Genomic DNA, 21,907 nt, shown 5'->3' with positions numbered 1-21,907 from the left:
GTCAGCTCCCTACGCTCAGCGGCTTGAGGTAGAAGTAGTCCGGATACGCCCGCAACTGCAGGCCGTGCACCTTCGGCTTGACCGCGTGGAAGAGGCTCAGCCAGAGCACCGGCAGGTACAGGTACTGCTCCTCCCGCAGCTTCGCGGCCTGCTTGTACAGGTCCATCCGCTTCGCGTCGTCCGGCTCGAGGTTGGCCTTGTCGACCAGCGAGCCGATCTCGCGCGCGGGAGCCGACGCGTGCGCGGCGAGGACGGCGTTGAGCTGGGCGGTCTTGTCCGCCGGCTTGAGCTTCTTGTCGTCCTGCAGAGCCTGGTACTTCTGCCACTGATCGCTCGGCAGGCTGATCTCCTGGACGTTCTTCGGCGACCAGAGTGAGCCGACCATCGTCGGCCACGTCGGCAGCCCGGCGAAGGTGCCGTAGTAGAAGCCGATGTAGTTGCCCTTCTGGACCTGCCACCGCCGCTCGGTGTACACACCGGCCTCGACGTGGTCGACGCTGGCCTTGATGCCGAGCTGCTTCGTCCAGCTGTCGACGATCGCGTCGGCGAGCGTGGTGTCCGGTACGCCGACCAAAAGCCGCACCGGCGGCAGGCCCTGGCCGTTCGGATAGCCGGCCTCCGCGAGCAGCTGCTTCGCCTCGGCGACGTCCTCCTTGATGCCGATGCTCGCGTCCCAGCCCGCGGTCCGGCTGGTCACCAGCGAGACCCCCGGCTCCTGGCCCGGCTGCACGCCGGCGAGCGTCTTGCGGTCCAGCGCCAGCGACAGCGCCTTGCGGACGCGGACGTCCTCCATCGCCTTGTGCTGGCTGCGCAGCTTCGCCAGGTAGAGGATGCTGTAGTTCTCGGTCTGCTGCAGCTGCTTCGACAGGTTCGCGTCCTTCTGGAACCGCAGTACGTCGGGGCCGGCCAGCTGGACCAGGTCGGTCTCGCCGTTCTCGTACGGCACGGTCGCGGTCGCTGCCGCGCTGGGCTCGACCAGGTTGACCTGGATCCGGTCCAGCTTGACGTCGTCGCGGTCCCAGTACTTCTCGTTCGGCACCAGGATCAGCCGCGAGTTCGCGACCCATTCGGTCACCGTGTACGGGCCGTTGGACACGTAGTTCGGCGGGTTCTGCCAGTCCTTCGGCTTGCTCTCGACCAGGTCCATCGGCAGCGGCAGCATCGCCGGATGGGTGAGTGCCAGCAGGAAGTCCGGGTTCGGGTTGGACAGGGTGAGGACCAGCTCATGGTCCCCGTTCGCCTTGACGCCAACCTTCGACCAGTCGGTCAGCACGCCGGACAGGAAGTCCTGGGCGCCCTTGATCCCGGTGGCGGTCTGGTAGCTGTTGGCGCCGAGCGTGGTGCCTCCGGCCGAGCCGCCCGCCGGGCTGAACAGCCGCTTGTAGGTCCGCTCGAAGTCCTGGGCGACGACCGGCTTGCCGTCGGACCACTGGGCGTTGTCCCGCAAGGTGAACGTGTAGGTCAGGTGGTCGTCGGAGACCTTCCACTCGGATGCGACGGCCGGCTGGACCTTGTCGCCCTTCTCCGTCTGCGTGACCAGGCCCTCGGAGATCCCGCGGCTGAGGATCCACATCCCGTTGGTGATCACCTGCGGATCCAGGACCTCGACCGGAACGTAGTCGATCTTGAGCGTCGACTGACCGGCGGAGGCCTTGTCCTTGTCGTCGCCGAACAGGCCGCAGCCGGTCAGCGACCAACTCCCGCCGAGAGCGGCCAAGGTCAGACCGGACAGTCGCAGGAAGTCTCGCCGGGTCTGACCGACCGGCGGCACCGAGCTGGTCCACACACGCTTGGGCAAGGGAGTGCCGCCTTTCTGGCGTCCGGAACTCGACTTATGGTCGCGACCGTAGGGCCGTCAGAGCGTCGATGTCAACGCTTTACGGCCATTACCGAAATTGATCGTGACCTGCGAGCCCGGACGGGCGGCGGACTCCTCGTCAGTTGAAGCGTTCGTACGCGGGAAGCGTCAGGAAGTCGATGTAGTCGTCGGCGAGAGCCACGTCCAGGAACAGCGAGCGGGCCGCGTCGTACCGCTCAGGCGTGCCCAGCTTGGCGATCTCCTCGTCGGCGATGCGTTCGACCAGCTCGGTGGTGATGGTGTCGCCGGTGTCGAGGACGACCTGGTTCTGGCGCCACTGCCAGATCTGGGAGCGGGAGATTTCGGCCGTGGCCGCATCTTCCATCAGGTTGAAGATGCCGACCGCGCCGGTGCCCTCGAGCCAGGCGGCCAGGTACTGGACCGCGACGCTCACGTTGTTGCGCAGGCCGGCTTCGGTGACCTCGCCCGGCGTCGCCGCGACGTCGAGGAGATCGGCCGCGGTGACGGCGACGTCCTCGCGGAGCTTGTCGACCTGGTTCGGGCGATCGCCGAGCACGGAGTCGAACACGGTCCGGCAGGTCTCGACCATGCCGGGGTGCGCGACCCACGAACCGTCGAAGCCGTCGCCGGCCTCGCGGGTCTTGTCCGCCTCGACCTTCGCGAAGGCCTGCTCGTTGACCGCCGGGTCCTTGCTCGGGATGAACGCCGCCATCCCGCCGATCGCGTGCGCGCCGCGCTTGTGGCAGGTCCGCACGAGCAGCTCGGTGTACGCGCGCATGAACGGCACCGTCATGGTCACGCTGTTCCGGTCGGGCAGCTGGAAGTCCGTGCCGCGGGTCCGGTGGGTCTTGATCACGCTGAACATGTAGTCCCAGCGGCCGGCGTTCAACCCGGCGGAGTGCTCGCGCAGTTCGTACAGGATCTCCTCCATCTCGAACGCGGCCGGGTACGTCTCGATCAGCACGGTCGCCCGGATCGTCCCGCGCGGGATCCCGAGCGCGTCCTGCGCGGTCACGAACACGTCGTTCCAGAGCCGGGCTTCGAGGTGCGACTCCATCTTCGGCAGGTAGAAGTACGGTCCCTGGCCGCGATCGAGCTGCGGTTGCGCGGTCGCCGCGAAGTACAGCGCGAAGTCGACCAGAGAACCGCTGGTCGGCTCCCCGTCGACCTGGATGTGCTTCTCCGGCAGGTGCCAGCCGCGTGGTCGTACGACGATGGTGGCGAGCTCCTCGTCCGGCTTCAGGGCGTAGCTCTTCGTGTCCGTACTGAAGTCGATCCGCCGGGTGATCGCGTCGAGCAGGTTGAGCTGGCCGCCGACCACGTTCTCCCAGGTGGGCGTGTTCGCGTCCTCCTGGTCGGCCAGCCAGACCTTGGCGCCCGAGTTCAGCGCGTTGATGGTCATCTTCCGGTCGGTCGGGCCGGTGATCTCCACCCGGCGGTCGACCAGGCCCGGAGCGGCGGGCGCGACCCGCCACTCCGGGTCGTCCCGGACGTCCTTCGTCTCCGGCAGGAACTCCAGCGACGCCCCGGCCGCGATGTCCGCGACCCGCTGCTCGCGGCGCTCCAGCAGCTCCTTCCGCCGCCCGTCGTACGCGCGGTGCAACGTCTCGATGAGCCCGAGCGCACGCTCGGTGAGAATCTCGTCGTACCGCTCGTTCATCGGGCCGGTGACGTCGACTGACACTTGGGGACTCCTTAGCTCAGTACTACGACTTCGTGATCGGTGATCCGGTCTATGCCGACCGTAATCCAGCCGTCCTGCTCCTTCACTTCTACCTCATCACCCGAGACGAGGAGCCGCGCCCGCTCACCGCTCGCCCTGAGCGACACCGTGAACGGTCCGGCGGGGGTGAACTCCTCCAGACGGCCGCGCCACGCGCCGCCCTGGTCGAGGTTGACCAGGTGCAGGATGTGCCGGTCGCCCTGCCGGTACAGCTGACAGTCCAGTACGCCGGCGCCGTCGACGCGCAGCGGGATGCCGTCGTGCCGCACCAGGTTCGCCAGCACCTTCCCGTGGTCCGGGTGGTGATGCTTCGCGTACTGACGGTCCAGGTCCGCCGCGAGGTACGCCGTACGCTCGCCGAGGACCAGTGCGGGGATGTCGCTGCGCGGCTCGTCCATCCACGACTTCTCCGGCGGATAGATCGGGAACGGCGGGATCCAGGTCAGCGCTTTCCCGTGGTCCGCCTCCACCACCTCGAGCTGCCCGCCGAACGGCAGCACGTCAGTGTCCCCATCGAAAACCGAGCGGTCCTCGATCCGCAGGTAGCTGTGACTGTCGTAGTTCTCCCAGTCGGTGACTGTGCCGTCACCCAGTCGCTTGCCCGCGTGCCGGACGCCGAGCAACTCGCCCAACGCCCATCCGTCACGGCGATCGCCCCACTCGTCGTAGAGCCCCGACTCCCCGGACACGACCAGACGCCCGGTGTAAGCCTGCAGTTGTGCGAGCTGCTCGTCGGTCAGGACACCTACGTTGGGGACCACCAGCACGTCGAAGCGGTTGTCGACCACGGCTGTGGGCAAGTAGGGGATTCGCGCCCGGACCAGTGCATCCACCCACCCCCGGTAGGGCAGTTGGCTGACCTCCTCCGGGGCGTCCTTCCCATAGAAGTCCACACTGCGCTGGCTCCACAGCAGCCCGACCGACGCGACCGGCTCGCGATCGACGAGGTACTCCTCGTTGGCCTCGTGCCACTCGAACAACGGCTGCGCGGTCGCGTACTGCCGCCGGTCGTCGTGCACCGACCCGATGTGGTGCCACCACGGCTGGATCCCACCGGCCCAGCCTTCGATCGCCCACATCCGTGCCTCCGGCTCAGGTTTGCTCCCGAGCCGGAAGGTGGGCACACCGGCGTCGTACATCGCCGTGCTCTCCGGGATCAGCGTGTCCCAGCCGAGCAGCCCGTGCAGGCGCTTCCCGGAATCCGCGTTCGCCTGGAACCCGGACTCGTCGTGCCGCCACTGCGAGTCCAGCATGAAGATCGACGCCCGCTTGCAGATCTCGACGTCATCGCGCAGCCTCTTGCTCTGGGCAACGACCTCGCCCCCGTTCATCCCGATCCACAAGCAGTCCGGACCGCCCGCGCGCCGGGTCACCTCGTTGTTCAGGTCCCAGACCGCGAGCCGCTGGTCGTAGCTCCAGCGGATCCATTGCCGGTAGACCGGATCGGCCCAGTCCGGCGCCGCCGGCAGGTCCTGGCCGAAGTTGTCGCGGCAGTTCGGGCAGTAGCAGATCGAGTCCCGCCCGAGTCCGCTCCAGCTGTTGTCGGTCAACCCGTCCGGCGAGGTCCGCTCGATGATCTCCTCGAGGATGCCGGTCAGGAAGTCCTTGTAGTACGGCCCGGTGACGCAGGCGACGTACAACTGGCCGGCCCGATAAGGGTTGCCGTCGGCATCGATCGCGAACCAGTCCGGATGCGCGTCGTACAGGGGCTGATGGGCGCGGTTGGAGTCCATCCGGGCGAGGACCGTCAGCCCGTCCTCCTGCGCGAGCTCGGCGATCTCGCCGTACAGGTCGCGATCGCCGAGGTACTCCGCCCGGTGCTGCAGCTCGAACTTGCTCGGGTAGTACGCGACGATCCCGCCGGCGTTGACGATCACCCCCTGGACCTTGGTACGACGCCAGTGCTCCCGCCACCAGCCGGCGTCGTACCGCGCCGGATCCTTCTCGGTGAGGTTTGTCTGCGCCCACCTCAAAGTTCTTTGATACCAAGGCTTCACTTAAGACTCCGCACCGCGTCGCCGGCTCCGGACAGGTTCTCCAGCAGCATCTCGGAGTACTTGCGGCTGAGCACGACGCCCTCGGCGCCGCCCGCGAACGCGGCCAGCGTCGCGTCCCGGACGGACTCGCGAGTGCAGGCGGTCAGCTCGCCCTCGTTGTCGTCCCAGTTGATCTTGGTACCGAGGTCGCGAGGCTTCTCCAACCCGCGCTGCTTGGCGACGCCGACCGGGATGTCGATGTCGATACCCGGGTAGATCTTGCTCTGCCCGCCGACACCGGCAACGGCGCGGGCGGTTTCCTTGCGGACGTACTCCGAGGTGAATCCGGCCTGCGGCAGCTTCTCGTAGTCGCCCTCGTCGAGCTGCAGCAGCTTCATCATCAGCGGGTAGACGTCCTCCGGATCGGCGTCCGCGAACAGCGCACCGCAGATGCTCTTGATCCAGGTGAAGAACCGCGGCCCGGCGCAGTTGTTGTAGATGACCACCTTGATGAAGTCGGAGAACTTGGCCATCTCGGTGTAGTCCTGGTCGGCGCGATAGAACGGGCTGAACGAGATGTTGTGGTACACGTGCCAGCCCACCTCGACCTCCGGCGAGATCGACTTCGTCACGCCGTAGATGTCGCGGTACAGCTGCCGTTGACTCTCGGTCCACAACGTCTGCCACGCAAGCACTTCGGGGAAGTTGAGCAGGATCCGCCAGAACGTCACGAACGCGCCGTCGACCGGCCGCTCACCGGCTCCGACCCGTGCGTTCCAGTCGACCAACTCGCGATACCCATGCATGGCGCGGTTCACGTCGATGCCCCGCTCGCGCCCGACCTCACGGCAGTGCGGGCAGAAGCAGCCGATCTCCGCCACGTCCGGCGTGCTCTGCATCAGCAGGTTCAGCGGACCGGGCCGCTCCGAGCACCAGGCCAGCCCGTCGAGCTCGTAGCTCTGCACATAGTCCTCGACGAAGCCGAGGTGCCAGTTCCGGTAGTCGGGGTTGTTGAAACACGGCCGGCGCCCCGGACGGCCCCAGGCGTCCACCTCGAGCACCTTGGCGAAGTTCGGGTAGGTGCGAAGTTGCCGGGCGCCGCCGCTCTCCTCCATCCAGGCGTAGGACTTGATCCCGCGCTCCTTGGCCTTCGGAATCACCTGCTCGAAGAGGTCGAGCTCCGGGTGCTCCGGCGCCTGCCCGGCCGAGCCGAGCACGGTGTTGCCGTAGTACTGCGGATGCGGGGTCGCGTAGTTCCCGCCGACCCAGCCGAGGTCGTACTCCTGGACGCCGTGGTCGGGAATCGGGTGGCCCGGAATCTGCCGCCCGCCGGTGCCCCGGGTCCAGGTCGGTGTGGCCAGGAACAGCGCGTTGACCGTGCCGCGCTCGGCCAGGATGTCTAGTGTCTGGTCGACGCCTTCGTCGACGAACGAAATGGCTCCGATCTGCATGGCAACGACCCGATCGGGCACGATGCTCACCCCTTCATTCCTGTCATCGTGATGCCTTGGATGAAATAACGCTGGGCGAAAAGGAAGACGGCGATGACCGGTACGACGGAGATCGTCGCGCCTGCCATCAGCAGACTGATCTGGGTGAAGTACTCGCCCTGGAACTGGGCGAGGGCCACCGGCAGCGTCTGCAGGTTCTCGGACGTGATGTAGATCAGCGGGCCGAACAGGTCGTTCCACGATTCGAGGAACGTGAAGACCCCGATCGCGGCCAGCGCCGGTTTGGTCTGCGGCAGCATGATCCGCCAATAGATGCCGAACGTGGACGCGCCGTCGATCTTGCCGGCGTCCTCGAGCTCGTTCGGAATGGTCAGGAACGACTGCCGCATGAGGAAGGTCGCGAACACGGGCGTGAGCACCTTCGGCACCCACAGCGGGTACTGCGTGTCCACCCAGCCGATGTGCTGGAAGACGATGTACTGCGGGATCAGGTACGCGATGCCCGGGATGATCGACGTGGCCAGCAGCACCATGAACGCGATGTCCCGGCCGGCGAACCGCAGCCGCGCGAACGCGTACCCGGCCATCGAGGCGACGATCAGAATGCCGATCACATTCAGACCGGCGAGCTTCACGCTGTTCCAGAGGAACACCGGGATCAGCTCGAAGACCTGGCTGTAGTTGCTCCACTGCGTGTCACTGGGCAGGAACTTCGGCGGCACGCTGAGCACCTTCGCCTCCGGCCGCAGCGATGCGCTGATCATCCAGACCAGCGGCGCCAGGAACGCCACCGCGAACAACGTCATCACGACGTACTGCGAAGTCTTTCCGACGATTCTCATGTGTAGAACACCCACCTCTTCTGCAGCTTCCACTGCAGGAAGGTGACGGCCGCGATCACCACGAACAGGATCCACGCCATCGCCGAGGCGTAGCCGACCTTCCCGTAGCTGAACGCGTTCTGATAGATGTTGTAGATGTAGACGCTGGTGGCGTGGCCGGGGCCGCCCTTGGTCATCACGTAGATCAGGCCGAACACCTGGAACGACGAGATGAACTGCGTGATCAGCAGAAACAGGAAATGCGGTGTCAGCAGCGGCAAGGTGATGAATCGCAGCCGCTGCCAGGCCCCCGCGCCGTCGATCCGCGCGGACTCGAAGTACTCGTTGGGCAGGCCCTGCAGGCCCGCGAGCAGGATGATCATCGGGTAGCCGATGCCCTGCCAGACGCTGACCATGATCACGGCCGGCATCGCCCAGCTCGAGCTCGACAACCACTGCGGGCCGTTGATCCCGACCTGGTTGAGCAGGCCGTTGATCACACCGTTGTCCGGTTGGAAGAACCAGAACCAGACGAACCCGATCGCGACCACATTCGTCACGTACGGCGCGAAGTACGCCGTCCGGAAGAACGCGACACCCTTGATCGGACGAGCGCACAGCAACGCCAGGATCAGCCCGATGCCGATCGTCAGCGGGATGCTCGCCAGCGTGAAGTAGACGGTGTTCTTGAACGTCTGCAGGAACAACGGGTCGTCGGAGAACATCTCGGTGAAGTTCTTCAGGCCGACGAACTTCGGCGCCGAGATGCCGTTCCAGTCGGTCAGCGACGCGACGATCGAGACCAGGATCGGGAAGAACTGGAACGCCACCACCCCGACCACGATCGGACTGATGAACAGCCAGCCGGTGAGGTTCTGCTTCCGGCGGGCCCGGCGTACGTCGGCGGTGTTGACCCTGCCGGCGGTGTCCTGCGCCATCGTGATGGTTGCCATCGACATCAACCCTTCAAGGCGTTCTCCACCTGGGACTTGACGCCCCGGAGAACGTCACCGACCGGCTTCTCGCAGTTGTAGGCCGTGTCCAGCGCCGGCCGGTACAGCTCGCGGGCGCCGATCGTGTTCTTGGTCTGGTTGGTCGCGGTCAGGTGCTTGGCCGCCTCGGCGAACAGCCCGATGTGCGCGGGCGCCTTGCCGTTCGGCGCCAGCTCGGCGGCGGCCTTCAGGTTGATCGGCGTGAACGCCCCGCCCTGGAGCAGGATCTTGCCGCCGTCCTCGCTCGCGAGGTACTTCAGCAGGTCCCAGGCCGCGTCCGGGTTCTTCGCCTTCTTCGGGATGCAGAACACGATCACGCTGGACTCGGTCTTCTGCTCCACGTCGGCAGGCGGCGGAGCGACGTCCCAGGTGAAGTCCTTGATCGTCTGCCGCATGTACGGCACGGTGCCGAAGGTCGCGAACATCATCGCGATCTTGCCCTGGGCGAACATCTGGTTCTGCACGTTGTCCTGCTGCAGCGCGGACCACGGCGGCTGCACCTTGTCCTTGCAGGTCAGGTCGGTCGCCCATTGCAGCGCCTCGGTCTCCTTGTCGTCGGGCAGCGTGAACTGCGTGCCGTCCTTGGAGAAGATCCCGGTCTGGCTGCCGTGGTTGACGGTGAATGTCTGCTCGTAGCCGGTGTCCAGGTAGACCAGCGCGCCGTACTGCTTCTTCGCCGGATCGGTGAGCTTCTTCGCCCGCTCCGCGAAGTCGGACCAGGACCAGTTCTCCGACGACCAGGTGGTCGGCGGCAGCGGTACGCCGGCAGCCTTGAAGAGATCGACGTTGTAGAAGATCAGCCGCGGCTCGTACCCGAGGACCCACGCGGTGTGCGAACCGTCCGGCTGCTGCGGGAAGTCGAAGGTCTCCTTGGCGAACTGCGCGGTGTCGAGCTTGTCCTTGTCGATGTACGGCTTCAGGTCGAGCAGCGCTCCCTGCTGGGAGAAGCCGCGGACGAAGTCGTCGTTGATCCGCATCACGTCCGGCGGACTGCCGCCCGCGATCAGCGTGCGCATCTTGGTGTCGTACTCCTGGGTGACAGCGGGCTGGATGGTGACCTTCGTCCCCGACTCCTTCTCGAAGGCCTGGATCGCCTGCTCCAGCGGGTTGCCCTTGACCTGCTCCCAGTTGAGGAAGGTGAGGCTCTTGCCCCCGCCTCCGCTCGAGTTGCCGTTGCCACCGCAGCCGGCGAGAACGCCGGCAGCCGTGAGTCCCGTCAGTCCGGCGAGAAACCTGCGGCGGCTCAGGTCGGAGAAGTGTGCCAGGGAATTGTTCTGCACCGGAATCTCCCATCCACTTCGGGATGAATACGTATACAATGAATACGTATACACATTGCCTCCGGCGTGGTCAACGGCCTGGGGCGACACTCTTGAGTAAGGTTCAGCATTTGGACGACGAGGGGAGGCGGGGTCATGGCGCGACCACCGACGAGTAGGGATCTGGCCCGGCTGGCAGGGGTGTCCCAGGCGACAGTCTCGCGGGTGCTGACCAACAATCCGAAGGTCAACCCGGAGACGAGGGCGCGAGTCCTCCAGGTCCTGAAGGACGCCAACTACACGCCGAACGCGCTGGCCCGCGCGATGAAGACCGGGCGGACCGACACCATCGGCGTGTTCATGACGCGGGTGACCAGCCCGTTCCATGCCGAGCTGCTGGACGAGATCGGGCGGGTGCTCAGCTCGATGGGCCTGCACATGATCCTGTGGAACATCGAGCACGATCCCGAGGAGACGGTCGCGGAGGTGCTGCAGCAGCGCCTCGTCGACGGGTTCCTGCTGACCTCGGCGACGTACGACTCGAAGCTGCACACGATGGCGGTCGCCTCCGGGACGCCGACGGTGCTGCTGCATCGCGGGATCGACGGGCTCGACTGCGACCAGGTCGTCGGCGACAACTGGCAGGGCGCGTACGACGCCGGCCAGTACCTCGTCGACGCCGGCCACACCGACATCGGACTCGTCACGCTGACCCACACCGGGAACACCTCCCGCGACCGCGACCTCGGTTTCCGCGCGGCACTGGCCGACGCCGGCGTGAAGATCAAGCCGAACAACGTCGTCTCGGTCGGCGTACCGCACGCCGACGGCCACGCCGCGGCCGAGAAGCTACTCTCCCGGAAGAAGCCGCCGACCGCGATCTACACCGTCACGGACCTGCTCGCGTTCGGCATCCTCGACGGCGCCCGCGCGGTCGGCGCCCGGGTCCCCGACGACGTCTGGGTGATCGGCTTCGACAACACCGAGATGGCCGCCTGGGAAGCCTTCGACCTCACCTCCGTCGAACAACCCACCCACACCATCGTCGAAACCGGCATCGACCTCCTCCGCCAACGCATCACCGACCCCGACCGCCCCACCGAGGTCGTAACCCTCCCCTGTCCCCTGACAATCCGAGGCTCAACCGCGAACCGGCACTAGGTCAGCTTCGGCAGGACCTCGGCGAGAAGCTGGGCGTGGTCCTCTGGGTTCTGGAGGCCGAGGTTCATCGTGTTGACGGAGAGGTGGGTGGCGCCGAGGGCGCGCCAGGCGTCGGCGAACGCGCGGCGGTCGTGCTCGGGGACGGCGGCGAGGGTCAGTCTGGCCTCGATGCCGATGGACTGTGGGTCGCGGCCGGCCTTTTCCGCCGCTTCGCGGATCGTGGCGATCTGCTGGCGGGCGTGGTCGTCGGGCGCGGACTGTGGCATCCAGCCGTCGCCGATTCGCCCGGTACGTCGCAGTACGGCGTCTGCGCTGCCGCCGAACCAGACCGGGATCTGCCGACCGGGCATCGGGTTCAGGCCGGCCTCGACGATCTCGTGGTACTTGCCGTCGTAGGAGATCACCGGCTCGGTCCAGAGCTTGCGCAGTACGTCGACCTGCTCCTCCAGGAGTGCCCCGCGCTGCTTGAACGGCACGCCGAGCGCTTGATACTCGACCTGGTTCCACCCGATGCCGACGCCGAGCCGCAGGCGACCACCACTCAGCACGTCGACCTCGGCCGCCTGCTTCGCGACCAGTGCGGTTTGGCGCTGCGGGAGCACGAGCACGCCGGTCACGAGCTCGAGCGTTGTCGTGATCGCTGCCATGTACCCGAGCAGGACGAAAACCTCGTGGAACAAGGACTTGTCGGTGTACCCGGTCCAGCCCGGCCGGTTCGCCGGATCCGCGCCGAGGACGTGGTCGTAGGCGAGCACATGGTTGTATCCGGCCTGCTCCACCGTGGTGGTCCAGTCGCGCACCGTCCTCGGGTCCGGACCGATCTCCAGCTGGGGGAACACCGCACCGATTTTCACTTCGTAGCCTCCGGCAACAAGTCGATCAATCCCTGGACAGCCAGCTCGAACGGCTCGACCGACCCGGCCGCCCGGGCAAGCACATACCCGCCCTGCAACACCGCCGCAACGGTCGCCGCGATCCGCGTCGGGTCGAGGGACTCCGGATACTCACCCGATCGCTTGCCCTCAGCAATCACTTCGGCCAGCCGCTTGCGCAACCATTCGAACGTCTCGGCAACCGGTGCCCGCAACACCGGATCCGCAATCACGTCCGGATCCGCGGCCAGCCTGCCGACCTTGCACCCCTTGAGCACCTCCCGCTCACGCCCGAGATACGCGGCGATCCGCTCGCCGGCCGACCCGTCTCCAGCCAGTTGCACGTCAGCCGCCGCTCGCAGCTCGGACCCCGACCGCTCGATCGCCGCCTTGGCCAGCTCGGCCTTCCCGGCGAAGTGGTGATACATGCTCCCCTGCCCGGCATCGGCCGCGCGCTGAATCGCTTTCGGCGAGGTCCCGACATACCCCCGCTCCCACAACAACTCCTGCGTACTGCGAATCAACCGCTCCACCGTCTCCACCCACCCAACTGTACCCACAGGTACAGCAGCGGGAAATGAAGCTGGGGAGGATCCTGCGCCCGAATCGGGCCAGGATCCTCCCCAGCTCGTCGACGTCAGCTGATGGTGACGATCTTGTTGACGGTGTACGCGGGGGCGTGGTCGGCGTCGCCGGGGAAGTAGACGCGATAGGCGATCTGGCCGCGAACAGCCGGCTTGATACCGAAGGCGTACTTGCCCGAGGTGCTGAGCTTGACCGCGGCGATCGACTTCCAGACCTTGCTGCCGTACTGCTGCAGGTAGACGGTCTGGCCGGCGTGCGCGGGAGCGACGTACCCGCTGAACGCGGTCGCCTGGCCCAGCTTGATCGCGGCCGGCGCGAGCGTCGCCGAGATCGTCGGCGCCACCCGCACGGTGACGTCGGCGGTCCGAGTGCCCATCAAGGTCTCGTTGCCCGGGAACGTCAGCATGTACACCGACGACACGAGCGGCTTGTGCGTCAGCGACAGCGTCCCGGTCGACGACGTCTTCATCGCCCCCAGCAACGTGAACTTGGTCGACGTCGTCGGCCGCACGTAGACGTTCACCGGCAACCCGGCGTACGCCAGGTTGTCGATCCGCAACGTGCTGCCCTTGATCGTGATCGAGCCGCCGTAGCTGAGCAGCGTGGACGAAACCGAGATGCCCGACTTCATTCCGAGCACCTGCTTCACCGCGATCGGGCTGTAGTGCCCGGTCCGGTCGACGACCCAGCCCGCGTAGGTGTACGTCGTACCCTGCGCCAGCCCGGTGTTCTTCACCGCAGTCCCGGTGCCCGCGTACACGAGTGTGCCGGTGGTCGGCGTCGGCGCCTTGCTCCCGACGTTCCGCCGGACGATCACCTGGTCGAGGTCGTTGGTCGGCGGGATCTTCCAGGCCAGGTTCACGGCGAGGTACGCGCCGCTGCCGGTGAAGGTGGTGAGCTGCTGCGGCGCCAGGTCGACCGTGGTGAAGACCGTCCGGAACCACGACATCGGCGTACCGTCCGCCTCGTACAGGTACGACGTGCCCTCGATCTTGTACGGCCGGTTGTCGAGGAGCGGCTGCTGCGGCGTGATGGTCGCCGTCCGCGTTGCGGCGTCGTACGTGGTGACCGCGCTGACCTGCAGGTCGGTCTTGCCGTCGCGCAGCAATACGGTGCCGGTGGTGACGGAGGCCGGGTCCATGTCCCGCGCGAACGTCACCGTCGGCTTCGTGGACGCCGTCGCGGTGGTCAGGTTGGCTGGGAACACGTCCCGGACCTGGTACGCCGGACCCGTGGCGGTCGCGCCGGTCCCGCCGCCGGCCACGGTCAGTGTGTACGGCCGGGTCACCTTCGAGCCGTTGTAGTTGCGCACGGCAACATATAACGTCCCGGCCGGAGCCTTGACGTCGGCCAGGGCGGTCACTGGACCCCACTTCGGGCCGGTGACCGGGTCGACGACCGGGAACTCGTTCTCGCCGTGCCCGAGGAACCTCAGGTTCGAGTCGTAGACGTCCACGACCGGACCGACGTTCGAGGAGTAGCTGCGTTCGTCGAAGGACGGGCCGGTGAGAACGGCCCGCATGTTCTGGGCCGAGGCCACGTCGACCGAGTACCAGTCGACGTCACCCTCGGCGTCGATCGCGCCCGTGGTCGAGCTGAACCCGCTCAACTTCTTGGCGCGGATCGGCTGGTCGTTCCCGTCCGGGTACGGCGCCGGGAAGTCCGGGGCGAAGCGGCCGCCGAGGGCGGCGTACGCGTCGAGGATGCCGTGGCCGTAGTACGGGTCGGTGCCGCGCGGACCGGCGTCGCGCGAGAGCCCCTCGAGGCGCTGCGCGATCTGGTCCGGCGTGAGCGCCGGCCACTTGTTCTTCACCAGCGCCGCGACCCCCGCGACGATCGGCGCCGAGCAGGAGGTGCCGGTGCAGTACCAGTACGGCAGGTACCCCGGGTCCGTCAGCGCACGCGAGCCGGTGGTCAGGATGTCCCAGCCCGGTGCAGCGATGTCGACCCAGTCACCGAACGAGCTGAAGTCGGTCAGCGAACCGCCGGCGTCGGTCGCCGCGACCGCGATGGCCTCGGGGTACGACGCCGGGTACTGCAGGTCGGAGCTGCCGTCGTTGCCGGCCGCCGCCACCACGGTGACGCCCGCGTTGACCGCGTCCGCGATCGACTGGTGCAGAATCGGGTCGTCGTCCGGACCGCCGAGGGACATGTTGATCACCTTGGCGCCGTGGGCGACGGCCCAGTCGATGCCCTCGGCGATGTCCACGTCGTACCCGCTGCCGTTGGCGGCGAGGACCTTGACCGGCATGGCCTTCACGTTCCAGCCCACTCCGGCGACGCCCTCCACGTTGTTCGCGGCGGCGGCGATGATGCCGAGCGTCATGGTGCCGTGGCCGTTGTCGTCGATCGGGCCGCGGTTCGGCGAAGTGGCGTTGTAGCCGGTGACCAGATGACCGACGAGGTCCGGGTGCCCCGCGTCGACGCCGGTGTCGAGGACGGCGACGATCTGACTGCCGGTGGTCTTCGAGAGGTCCCAGGCCTGCGGCATCCGGACCGTGTTCAGGTACGCCGCCTGGTCGGTGCCGTAGAACTCGTCGTTCGGCACGGCGGTGGCGTACCGCTTGTAGTTCAGCGAGGCGAGCTCGACGGCCGGGTCCGCCTTCACCTTCTTCAGCAGGTCGGGCGCGGACAGGTCGCCGGTCAGCTTGACCACGTCCGAGGCGACCGACTCGCCGACGGTCGCGCCGGCCCGGGCCGCCGCGGCCTTGCGGGCGGAGGTGGTCGCTTTCGGCTTGAACTTCACCAGGACGGCGTTCGGCTCGAACTCGGCCGTCGCCTTCGCATGCGCGTGCTGCGCGGCGAACGGCGGACGATAAGGGCGACGCGGCTCGGCAGCGGACCCGGCCGAGCCGGTCACCGCCACCAAACCACCGGCCACGACGGCCGCGGGCACGACCAGGCGCAGCAAACGGGCAGAACGGGACACCACAAGAACCCCCAAGGAGCCAACCGGGCCAACGACCGAGATACGGTCCGACACTTAATCGCTCAAGCACCCCGCGGCGTTACACGGTCCGTGCTCTACCTCGACGAGCCTGCCGGCGCGGAGCGGTGGGCCTGGGGGAACCGATGTCGCAGCTGTTGGATGGGCGGTTGTTGGTGGGGACCGATAGTCTCGGGCGCCATGAGCACCTGCGTCGCCATTGCGGTGATTACCTTCAGGCGACCTGCTCTGTTGCGGGGGTTGTTGACCAGTTTGCAAGCGCAGGAGTTGCCTGCGGACTCCGATTACGCGATCCGGATCGTGGTGGTGGACAACGACGCGGACGGGTCGGCGGCGAAGGTGCTGGAGGAGTTCGGCGAGGGCAGGCCGTACCCGATCCAGTCCGTGGTGGAACCGGAGCCGGGGATCCCCTTCGCCCGGGAGAAGTCGGTCGAGCTGTGCTGGAACGACGACGCCCTGATCTTCGTGGACGACGACGAGGTCGCCCCACCCGGCTGGCTCGGCAAGCTGCTGGCAGCCTGGGAGTCGACCGGCGCCGACGTTGTCACCGGCCCGGTGAAGGGCAACCTCCCGCCCGGCGCCCCGCCGTGGAACCACTACAGCGACGTTCACGACTCGACCGGCAAGCACACCACCGGCGAGGAGCTCCGCAAGGCGTACACGAACAACACCCTGGTCAGCCGCCGGGTGTACCACGCGGTGACGCCCGGGTTCCATCCCGCGTTCCGCTACACCGGCTCCAGCGACCTGCATTTCTTCCTCCGCGTGCACCGGGCCGGGTTCCGGATCGTGTGGTGCGAGGAGGCCTGCATCGCGGAGGAGGTGCCGGTCGGCCGGACCACGCTGCGCTGGCTGGTACGCCGCGCGTTCCGCTCCGGCAGCGGCGACACGATCAGCCGGCTGCTGATCCGCCCGGGCGCGATCAGCTACGCACTCGTGCTGGCCTATGCTTCGGCGCGGGTGATCTCGGCGATCGGGTTCGCCCTCGCCGGGCTGCTGCTCGGCCGGAAGACGCACCTGCTGAAGGCAGTCCGCCGGTTCTTCTCCGGCGTCGGCAGTCTCGCGGGGATAGTTGGGATCAACCATGACGAGTACCGGGAACGGCACGGATCCGGCGACGGCCCCGGGCCGGCCGACGGTGGCGGAGCTGTGCCGGGCGATCTGGCAGGTGGAGACGGACCTGGGGCTGCTCGAGTGGCAGATCAAAGGCGCTCACCCCTGGCCGATCATCCGGATGCGCGTCTTCCATGAGCTGACCCGCCGCACCGGCATCCACGGCGCACCCCATCCGGTCCGACGTACGCCGTACGACAAGGCCGCCCTGATCGCGAAGCACGTCGCCGGCATCGTCACCCGCTCCCCGTTCCCCGGCCGGTACGACGCCCTCGTCGTACCTCATCCGCGGAAACCGAATGGTGTCGAGATCTACACCGACGAACTCCGCACGACGCTCGGCGACACCGCGCTGATCCTGGACTCGGGCATCAACGGCACCCCGCTCCCCGGCAGCAAGAACCTCGACTTCTTCACCTCCGCCGCCGGCGCGATGCACCCGCGGACCGCTGACGACCGCGGCATCGGCCGAGCGCTGGAGAAGCTCACCGGTGTCCGCATCCCGGTAGGCGCGATCGTCGCCCGCGAAGTACCGAAACATCTTCGGCTGCGCACCCTCTACCGCGCCCTGCTCAAGAAGCACCGGATCAGGACCGTCTACCTGGTCGTCGCGTACTTCCACCAGCACATCGTCGGCGCCGCCCGCGACCTCGGGATCCGCGTCGTCGAACTGCAGCACGGCGCGATCAGCCCGTTCCACCTCGGCTACAGCTACCCGGGCCGCCCGGTCGTCGCGGACCAGCCGGACGAGCTGTGGTGCTTCGGGTCGTACTGGACCGATGTCGCCGACCTCCCCGCCGGGATGCGGACCGAGGTGATCGGCGCGACGTTCCTGCCGAAGCCCGGCCCGAAGGACCCGCGGCGTGTGGTCTTCCTGTCGCAAGGAACGGTCGGGTCGGAGCTGATCCAGACAGCGAACGCCGTCGCCAAGCAGCACCCGGACCTGGAGGTCCTTTACCGGCTGCACCCGAGTGAGCGCCCGGAGGACTACGCGATCCCGGCCGGGCTGCAGGTGTCGACCGGCGGGAGCACGCTGGATCTGCTCGCGACGGCGACGTACCAGGTCGGGGTCTCGACGACCGCGCTGTTCGAAGGTATGGCGCTCGGTTGCCGTACGGCGGTCGCCGATCTCCCCGGGCACGAGTACCTCGACCCGGCGATCGCCAAGGGTCACGCGCTGCTGATGACGCGACCGGCGGAGCTCACCGAGGCACCGCTCTGCGACGACCCCGGCAGCTACTACGCCCCCAGCGACCTAAGGCTCGCGGCCGAGCAATCCCAGTAGCCGGTCCTGGAGCGGGGCGTCGGGCGCGACGGGCACCTCGGCGCCGTACACCTCGATGCCCTCGCCGAAGGCGCCGGGCGTCCGGTACTTCGCCATCATGTCCGGCGGGATGGCGACAGCGGTTGCCCAGAGTCGATCGAGGTCGACCGGCTCGATCGTCTCGTCCTGTCCGGTGGCGCGGGCCAGGTCCCAGCCGTGGAGGACGAGGTCGTCGGACACCACCTGGTCGATGTGCCGCTCGGCCGTCATCCGCCCGCCCGGCGTGTCGCTCTCGGTCAACGCGGAGACGGGATCGTCGAGCACGTCCTCGACCGCGGCCCGCGCCTCCTGGAACGCGATCAGCGGGTCGTCCGACCGCTCGAGCCTGCGCGCGACCGGAGTCAGCATCACCCCGTGCATCGTGACGACGTGCTCGACCACGTCGCGCGCGGTCCATTTCGCGCACGGCGACTGGCTCGCCCACTGGTCCGGCGCGACCGCGGCGACCTTGCGCTCGAACGCATCGGCCCGCCGCCGGTACCGCTCCGCGATCTCGCCCATCCCCGCATCTTGCCGCCCCACCGCCACCCGGCGGAAGAGTGCGGATCGCCACGCCATCACAATCGCCCGGCACCCACCGAGCCCCGCGGCGAGGCGCCCCGACCGCCGATCGTGATGGCCTGGGGATCCGCCGAACTTGTCGGTGGGGGCGCATAGCGTCGCGGGTATGCGGACGGTGGAGTTGGGGCGGACGGGGTTGCGGGTCAGTGAGCTGGGCTTGGGGCTCGCCTCCATCGGCGGGATGTTCGCGGCGGTTCCGCAGCAGCAGGCGGTGGCGACGATCGATCGGGCCTGGGAGCTCGGGGTGCGGCTGTTCGACACCGCGCCGGTGTACGGGTACGGGGTGTCCGAGCAGCGCGCCGGGCTGGCGTTGCGCGGGCGACCGCGGGCCGACTTCGTGCTCTGCACCAAGGTCGGGCGACTGATCGAGCCGGGCGGGCCGGATCTGCAGCCGATCTGGGCCGAGCCGCCGGCCGGGCTCGGACCGAGGCTCGACTACTCGTACGCCGCGACGATCCGCTCACTCGAGATGAGCCTGGAGCGGATGGGCATCGACCGGATCGACATCCTGCACATCCACGACCCCGATCTCGACTACCTGACCGCGTCCACCGAAGCGTTCCGTGCGCTCACCGAGCTCCGCGGCCGCGGCACGATCGGGGCGATCTCACTCGGTGTGAACTACGCGGACGTCGCGGCGCGCTTCCTCCGCGAGGTCCGAGGTGTCGACTGCGTCCTGCTCGCCGGGCGGTTCACGCTCCTCGATCAGACCGGCGAGGACGAGCTCCTGCCCCTGTGCGAGAAGCTCGGCGTCGCGGTGCTCGCGGCCGGGGTGTTCCAGGGCGGGGTACTCGCGGACACCGCGGACGGCGCCCCACACGGGTACGAACGGGTTCCTAAGGAGGTTCTCCGCCGCATCGACGTACTGCGGGAGCTCTGCGGAGCGTATGACGTGCCGCTGCTGGCTGCCGCGGTGCAGTTCCCGTTGACGCATCCCGCCGTACCGGCCGTGGTCGTCGGTGCGCGGAGCCCGCGGGAGATCAGCGAGATCGCGGCGTGGCTCGATTTCGAGGTGCCGGAAGCGTTCTGGGGCGCATTAAGGTCTCGGCTATGAGGTTCATGCTGCTGCACAAGACCAATGACAGCCTCGAGGCGGGCAACCCGCCGGATCCGGAGATCCTCGAGCGGGCGGACGCCATCCTCGAGGAGATGCGCCAGGCCGGCGTGCTGGTGCTCGGCGAGGGCTTGATGCCGAGCTCCCGGGGTGCGCGGGTCACCTTCCCGACGCCGGGTCAGCCGCGGGTGATCGACGGCCCGTTCGCGGAGACCAAGGAGCTCGTGGCGGGCGTCTCGATCATCCGCGTCAACACCAAGGAGGAGGCGGTCCAGTGGGCCCTCCGCTTCGCCGAGGCCGACCCGTACACCCCGATCGACATCCTGGAGATCGCCGGCTAACGCGTCAGGTGCAGGAGCGGGTAGGGCTTGCCGGTCGAGTCGGTCTCGCTGCGAGAGTGCCGAACGAAGCCGTGGTGTTCGTAGAAGCCGATGGCCTGCGGGTTCTGCTCGTTGACGTCGACGGTGGTGGCGGCGAAGTTCGTGAAGGCGTGCTCCAGCAGCAGGCTCCCGCCGCCCTGCCCGCGGTACGCCGGGTCGAGGAACAGCATCTCGACGTTCCCGCTCTCGACCCCGACGAACCCGATCAGCAGCCCGTCGTCGGTCCGCAGACCCGCGAGCTGTGCGACCTGCGCGAAGGACCCGCGCACCAACGGCCGGAACACATCCAGATCCGCCTCGGTGACGAAGTGGTGGGTCGCCCGTACGGACGCCTCCCACAGTTCGGCCGCCCGGCCGTACTCGTCGGGGCGGATGTCGCTGATCTTCATGCCGTCCACGGTCGCACCGCCGTGCCGCGACTGTCAGGCGAATTACCCCGCGATTACGCCTTCCTCGGCGACCACCAGCGAATCAATCGCGGCGAAGAACCGAGCTATTCCGGGAAGGTTCGGCCCCTTCTTGCTCGAGGTGGCGTAGTCCTCCGGCGTCGCCCACTCGACGATGTCCAGCCATTCGTTCTCCGGCAGTTGGACGAGCCGCGCACCAAGGAACCCGGCGCGGTCGGCCTCGAAGTCCTTCACCATCTCCGCACGGGCAGCCAGCAGTTCCTCGGTCTTGTCCGCCAGCACGCGGAAGCGGGTCAGTTCGACGGTGGTCATCGGGTTCCTCTCAGGTCAGGTTGGTGGCTGCCCAGCCGGTGATGTCCTCGTGCCGAATCGCGGCGGCCATCAGGTCCGGGAACAGGTCCGGTGTGCAGGCGAACGTCGGTACGCCGAGATCCGCGAGCGCGGCCGCGTTCTCGGCGTCGTACGACGGGGTGCCCGAGTCCGCCAGCGCCAGCAGGGCAATCACCTGTACGCCGGACTCCACCAAAGAACGCGCTCGTCGCAGCATCTCTTCCCGGACTCCGCCCTCGTACAGGTCGGAGATCAGCACGAGCACCGTCTCGGCGGGCTTCGTCACGAGCTCCTCGCAGTACGCCAGCGCCCGGTTGATGTCCGTCCCACCGCCCAGCTGCGTCCCGAACAGCACGTCGACCGGGTCCTCGAGCTGATCCGTCAGATCAACCACGGCCGTGTCGAAGACGACCAATGACGTTCGCAGCGTCCGGATCGACCCGAGCACGGCGCCGAACAGCGACGCGTACACGACCGACTCCGCCATCGATCCCGACTGGTCGATCGCCAGAACGATGTCCCGCTGGACGCTGTGATTCCGCCGCGCGTAGCCGACCAAGCGGTCCGGCACGATCGTCCCCAGGGCCGGCGAGAAGTGCTTCAGGTTCGCCCGGATCGTCCGGTCCCAGTCGATGTCCGCATGCCGCGGCCGCGTCGTCCGCCCGGCCCGGTCGAGCGCGCCCGTCACCGCGGCTCTGGTGCGCTCCGCCAGCCGAGCCTCCAATTCGGCCACGACCCGGCCGACCACGTCCCGCGCGGTCTGCTTGGTCTCCTCGGGCATCACTTCGTTGAGCGCGAGCAACGTGCTGACCAGATGTACGTCGGGCTCGACCGCGCCGAGCAACTCCGGCTCCATCAGCATCCGGGTGATGCCCAGCCGCTCGACCGCATCCCGCTGCATGACCTGTACGACGGTGCTCGGGAAGTACTGCCGGATGTCGCCCAGCCACCGCGCCACCCGAGGCGCCGACGACCCCAGCCCGGACGAGCGCTGACTGCCGGACTCGCCCTCGGCAGCGTCGTACAGCGCGGCCAACGCGGCGTCGACGGAGCGATCCGCTGCCGACAGCGTCGTACCCGTCTCCGGCTCTGCCTCCCCACCCAGCACCAGCCGCCAGCGCCGCATCCGATC

Annotated in this window: 19 protein-coding genes; 5 read left to right on the top strand and 14 right to left on the bottom strand. The window is 67.8% G+C overall.

The window, feature by feature from the left end; genetic code table 11:
- Position 1 precedes the first annotated feature (1 nt).
- From ACIA58_RS10255 to ACIA58_RS10225, 7 genes are all read right to left on the bottom strand, one after another.
- Positions 2-1,798: a peptide ABC transporter substrate-binding protein gene (locus tag ACIA58_RS10255; protein ID WP_396403256.1), complete on the bottom strand. Its 1,797-nt coding sequence runs from the start codon at positions 1,796-1,798 to the stop codon at positions 2-4.
- A 139-nt stretch (positions 1,799-1,937) separates the two neighbouring features.
- Positions 1,938-3,503 carry a malate synthase A gene (aceB, locus tag ACIA58_RS10250; protein ID WP_396403255.1) on the bottom strand — a complete coding sequence of 522 codons (1,566 nt, stop codon included), beginning with the start codon at positions 3,501-3,503 and terminating at the stop codon, positions 1,938-1,940.
- Between the two features lie 11 nt (positions 3,504-3,514).
- Entirely contained in the window at positions 3,515-5,515 is a 2,001-nt protein-coding gene (locus ACIA58_RS10245; RefSeq protein WP_396403254.1) for an alpha-amylase family protein, read from the bottom strand.
- 20 nt (positions 5,516-5,535) lie between these two features.
- Positions 5,536-6,999, bottom strand: coding sequence for a hypothetical protein (locus ACIA58_RS10240; RefSeq protein ID WP_396403253.1), 1,464 nt, complete (start codon positions 6,997-6,999; stop codon positions 5,536-5,538).
- Positions 6,996-7,811, bottom strand: coding sequence for a carbohydrate ABC transporter permease (locus ACIA58_RS10235; RefSeq protein ID WP_396403252.1), 816 nt, complete (start codon positions 7,809-7,811; stop codon positions 6,996-6,998). The genes ACIA58_RS10240 and ACIA58_RS10235 overlap by 4 nt, the downstream gene beginning before the upstream one ends.
- Positions 7,808-8,743: a carbohydrate ABC transporter permease gene (locus ACIA58_RS10230; RefSeq protein WP_396403251.1), complete on the bottom strand. Its 936-nt coding sequence runs from the start codon at positions 8,741-8,743 to the stop codon at positions 7,808-7,810. Before ACIA58_RS10230 ends, ACIA58_RS10235 begins: the two co-directional genes overlap by 4 nt.
- A 5-nt stretch (positions 8,744-8,748) precedes the next feature.
- On the bottom strand, positions 8,749-10,062 hold the full coding sequence (locus ACIA58_RS10225; protein ID WP_396403250.1) for an ABC transporter substrate-binding protein: 1,314 nt from the start codon (positions 10,060-10,062) through the stop codon (positions 8,749-8,751).
- A gap of 135 nt (positions 10,063-10,197) precedes the next feature.
- Here ACIA58_RS10225 and ACIA58_RS10220 point away from each other — a divergent pair, with 135 nt between their 5' ends.
- Positions 10,198-11,202 carry a LacI family DNA-binding transcriptional regulator gene (locus ACIA58_RS10220; protein ID WP_396403249.1) on the top strand — a complete coding sequence of 335 codons (1,005 nt, stop codon included), beginning with the start codon at positions 10,198-10,200 and terminating at the stop codon, positions 11,200-11,202.
- Here ACIA58_RS10220 and ACIA58_RS10215 read toward each other — a convergent pair.
- The 3 genes from ACIA58_RS10215 to ACIA58_RS10205 all read right to left on the bottom strand — a co-directional run bounded on the left by ACIA58_RS10215 (position 11,199) and on the right by ACIA58_RS10205 (position 15,588).
- Positions 11,199-12,056: an LLM class F420-dependent oxidoreductase gene (locus ACIA58_RS10215; protein ID WP_396403248.1), complete on the bottom strand. Its 858-nt coding sequence runs from the start codon at positions 12,054-12,056 to the stop codon at positions 11,199-11,201. The genes ACIA58_RS10220 and ACIA58_RS10215 overlap by 4 nt on opposite strands.
- Entirely contained in the window at positions 12,053-12,616 is a 564-nt protein-coding gene (locus tag ACIA58_RS10210) for a TetR/AcrR family transcriptional regulator (protein WP_396403247.1), read from the bottom strand. The genes ACIA58_RS10215 and ACIA58_RS10210 overlap by 4 nt, the downstream gene beginning before the upstream one ends.
- 95 nt (positions 12,617-12,711) lie before the next feature.
- Positions 12,712-15,588: a S8 family serine peptidase gene (locus ACIA58_RS10205; protein ID WP_396403246.1), complete on the bottom strand. Its 2,877-nt coding sequence runs from the start codon at positions 15,586-15,588 to the stop codon at positions 12,712-12,714.
- A 159-nt stretch (positions 15,589-15,747) separates the two neighbouring features.
- On the opposite strand from ACIA58_RS10205, the gene ACIA58_RS10200 reads away from it, so the two are divergent.
- Both ACIA58_RS10200 and ACIA58_RS10195 read left to right on the top strand, forming a co-directional pair.
- Complete coding sequence (locus ACIA58_RS10200; protein WP_396403245.1) at positions 15,748-16,857, top strand: glycosyltransferase; 1,110 nt, start codon at positions 15,748-15,750, stop codon at positions 16,855-16,857.
- Positions 16,775-18,004: a hypothetical protein gene (locus tag ACIA58_RS10195; RefSeq protein ID WP_396403244.1), complete on the top strand. Its 1,230-nt coding sequence runs from the start codon at positions 16,775-16,777 to the stop codon at positions 18,002-18,004. Before ACIA58_RS10200 ends, ACIA58_RS10195 begins: the two co-directional genes overlap by 83 nt.
- Here the strand turns inward: ACIA58_RS10195 and ACIA58_RS10190 are convergent.
- Positions 17,975-18,544, bottom strand: coding sequence for a TIGR03086 family metal-binding protein (locus ACIA58_RS10190; protein ID WP_396403243.1), 570 nt, complete (start codon positions 18,542-18,544; stop codon positions 17,975-17,977). The two genes, ACIA58_RS10195 and ACIA58_RS10190, sit on opposite strands and share 30 nt — an antisense overlap.
- 166 nt (positions 18,545-18,710) lie before the next feature.
- On the opposite strand from ACIA58_RS10190, the gene ACIA58_RS10185 reads away from it, so the two are divergent.
- Together ACIA58_RS10185 and ACIA58_RS10180 are read left to right on the top strand one after the other, a co-directional pair.
- Positions 18,711-19,658: an aldo/keto reductase gene (locus tag ACIA58_RS10185; protein WP_396403242.1), complete on the top strand. Its 948-nt coding sequence runs from the start codon at positions 18,711-18,713 to the stop codon at positions 19,656-19,658.
- Positions 19,655-19,999: a YciI family protein gene (locus tag ACIA58_RS10180; protein WP_396403241.1), complete on the top strand. Its 345-nt coding sequence runs from the start codon at positions 19,655-19,657 to the stop codon at positions 19,997-19,999. Before ACIA58_RS10185 ends, ACIA58_RS10180 begins: the two co-directional genes overlap by 4 nt.
- Here ACIA58_RS10180 and ACIA58_RS10175 read toward each other — a convergent pair.
- Genes ACIA58_RS10175 through ACIA58_RS10165 form a run of 3 tightly spaced genes read right to left on the bottom strand, consistent with a single transcriptional unit; the run spans position 19,996 to position 21,901 of the window.
- Complete coding sequence (locus tag ACIA58_RS10175; RefSeq protein ID WP_396403240.1) at positions 19,996-20,427, bottom strand: GNAT family N-acetyltransferase; 432 nt, start codon at positions 20,425-20,427, stop codon at positions 19,996-19,998. The genes ACIA58_RS10180 and ACIA58_RS10175 overlap by 4 nt on opposite strands.
- A 42-nt stretch (positions 20,428-20,469) precedes the next feature.
- Positions 20,470-20,757 (bottom strand): hypothetical protein, encoded by a 288-nt coding sequence (locus ACIA58_RS10170; RefSeq protein ID WP_396403239.1) that lies wholly within the window; start codon positions 20,755-20,757, stop codon positions 20,470-20,472.
- Positions 20,758-20,767: 10 nt separating this feature from the next.
- Positions 20,768-21,901: a VWA domain-containing protein gene (locus ACIA58_RS10165; RefSeq protein ID WP_396403338.1), complete on the bottom strand. Its 1,134-nt coding sequence runs from the start codon at positions 21,899-21,901 to the stop codon at positions 20,768-20,770.
- Positions 21,902-21,907: the final 6 nt, after the last annotated feature.

This window comes from Kribbella sp. NPDC051586 (assembly GCF_044453965.1).
Taxonomy (GTDB): domain Bacteria; phylum Actinomycetota; class Actinomycetes; order Propionibacteriales; family Kribbellaceae; genus Kribbella.
Note: the sequence above shows the minus strand (reverse complement) of the source record. Positions and strands in the feature narration are given on the sequence as shown.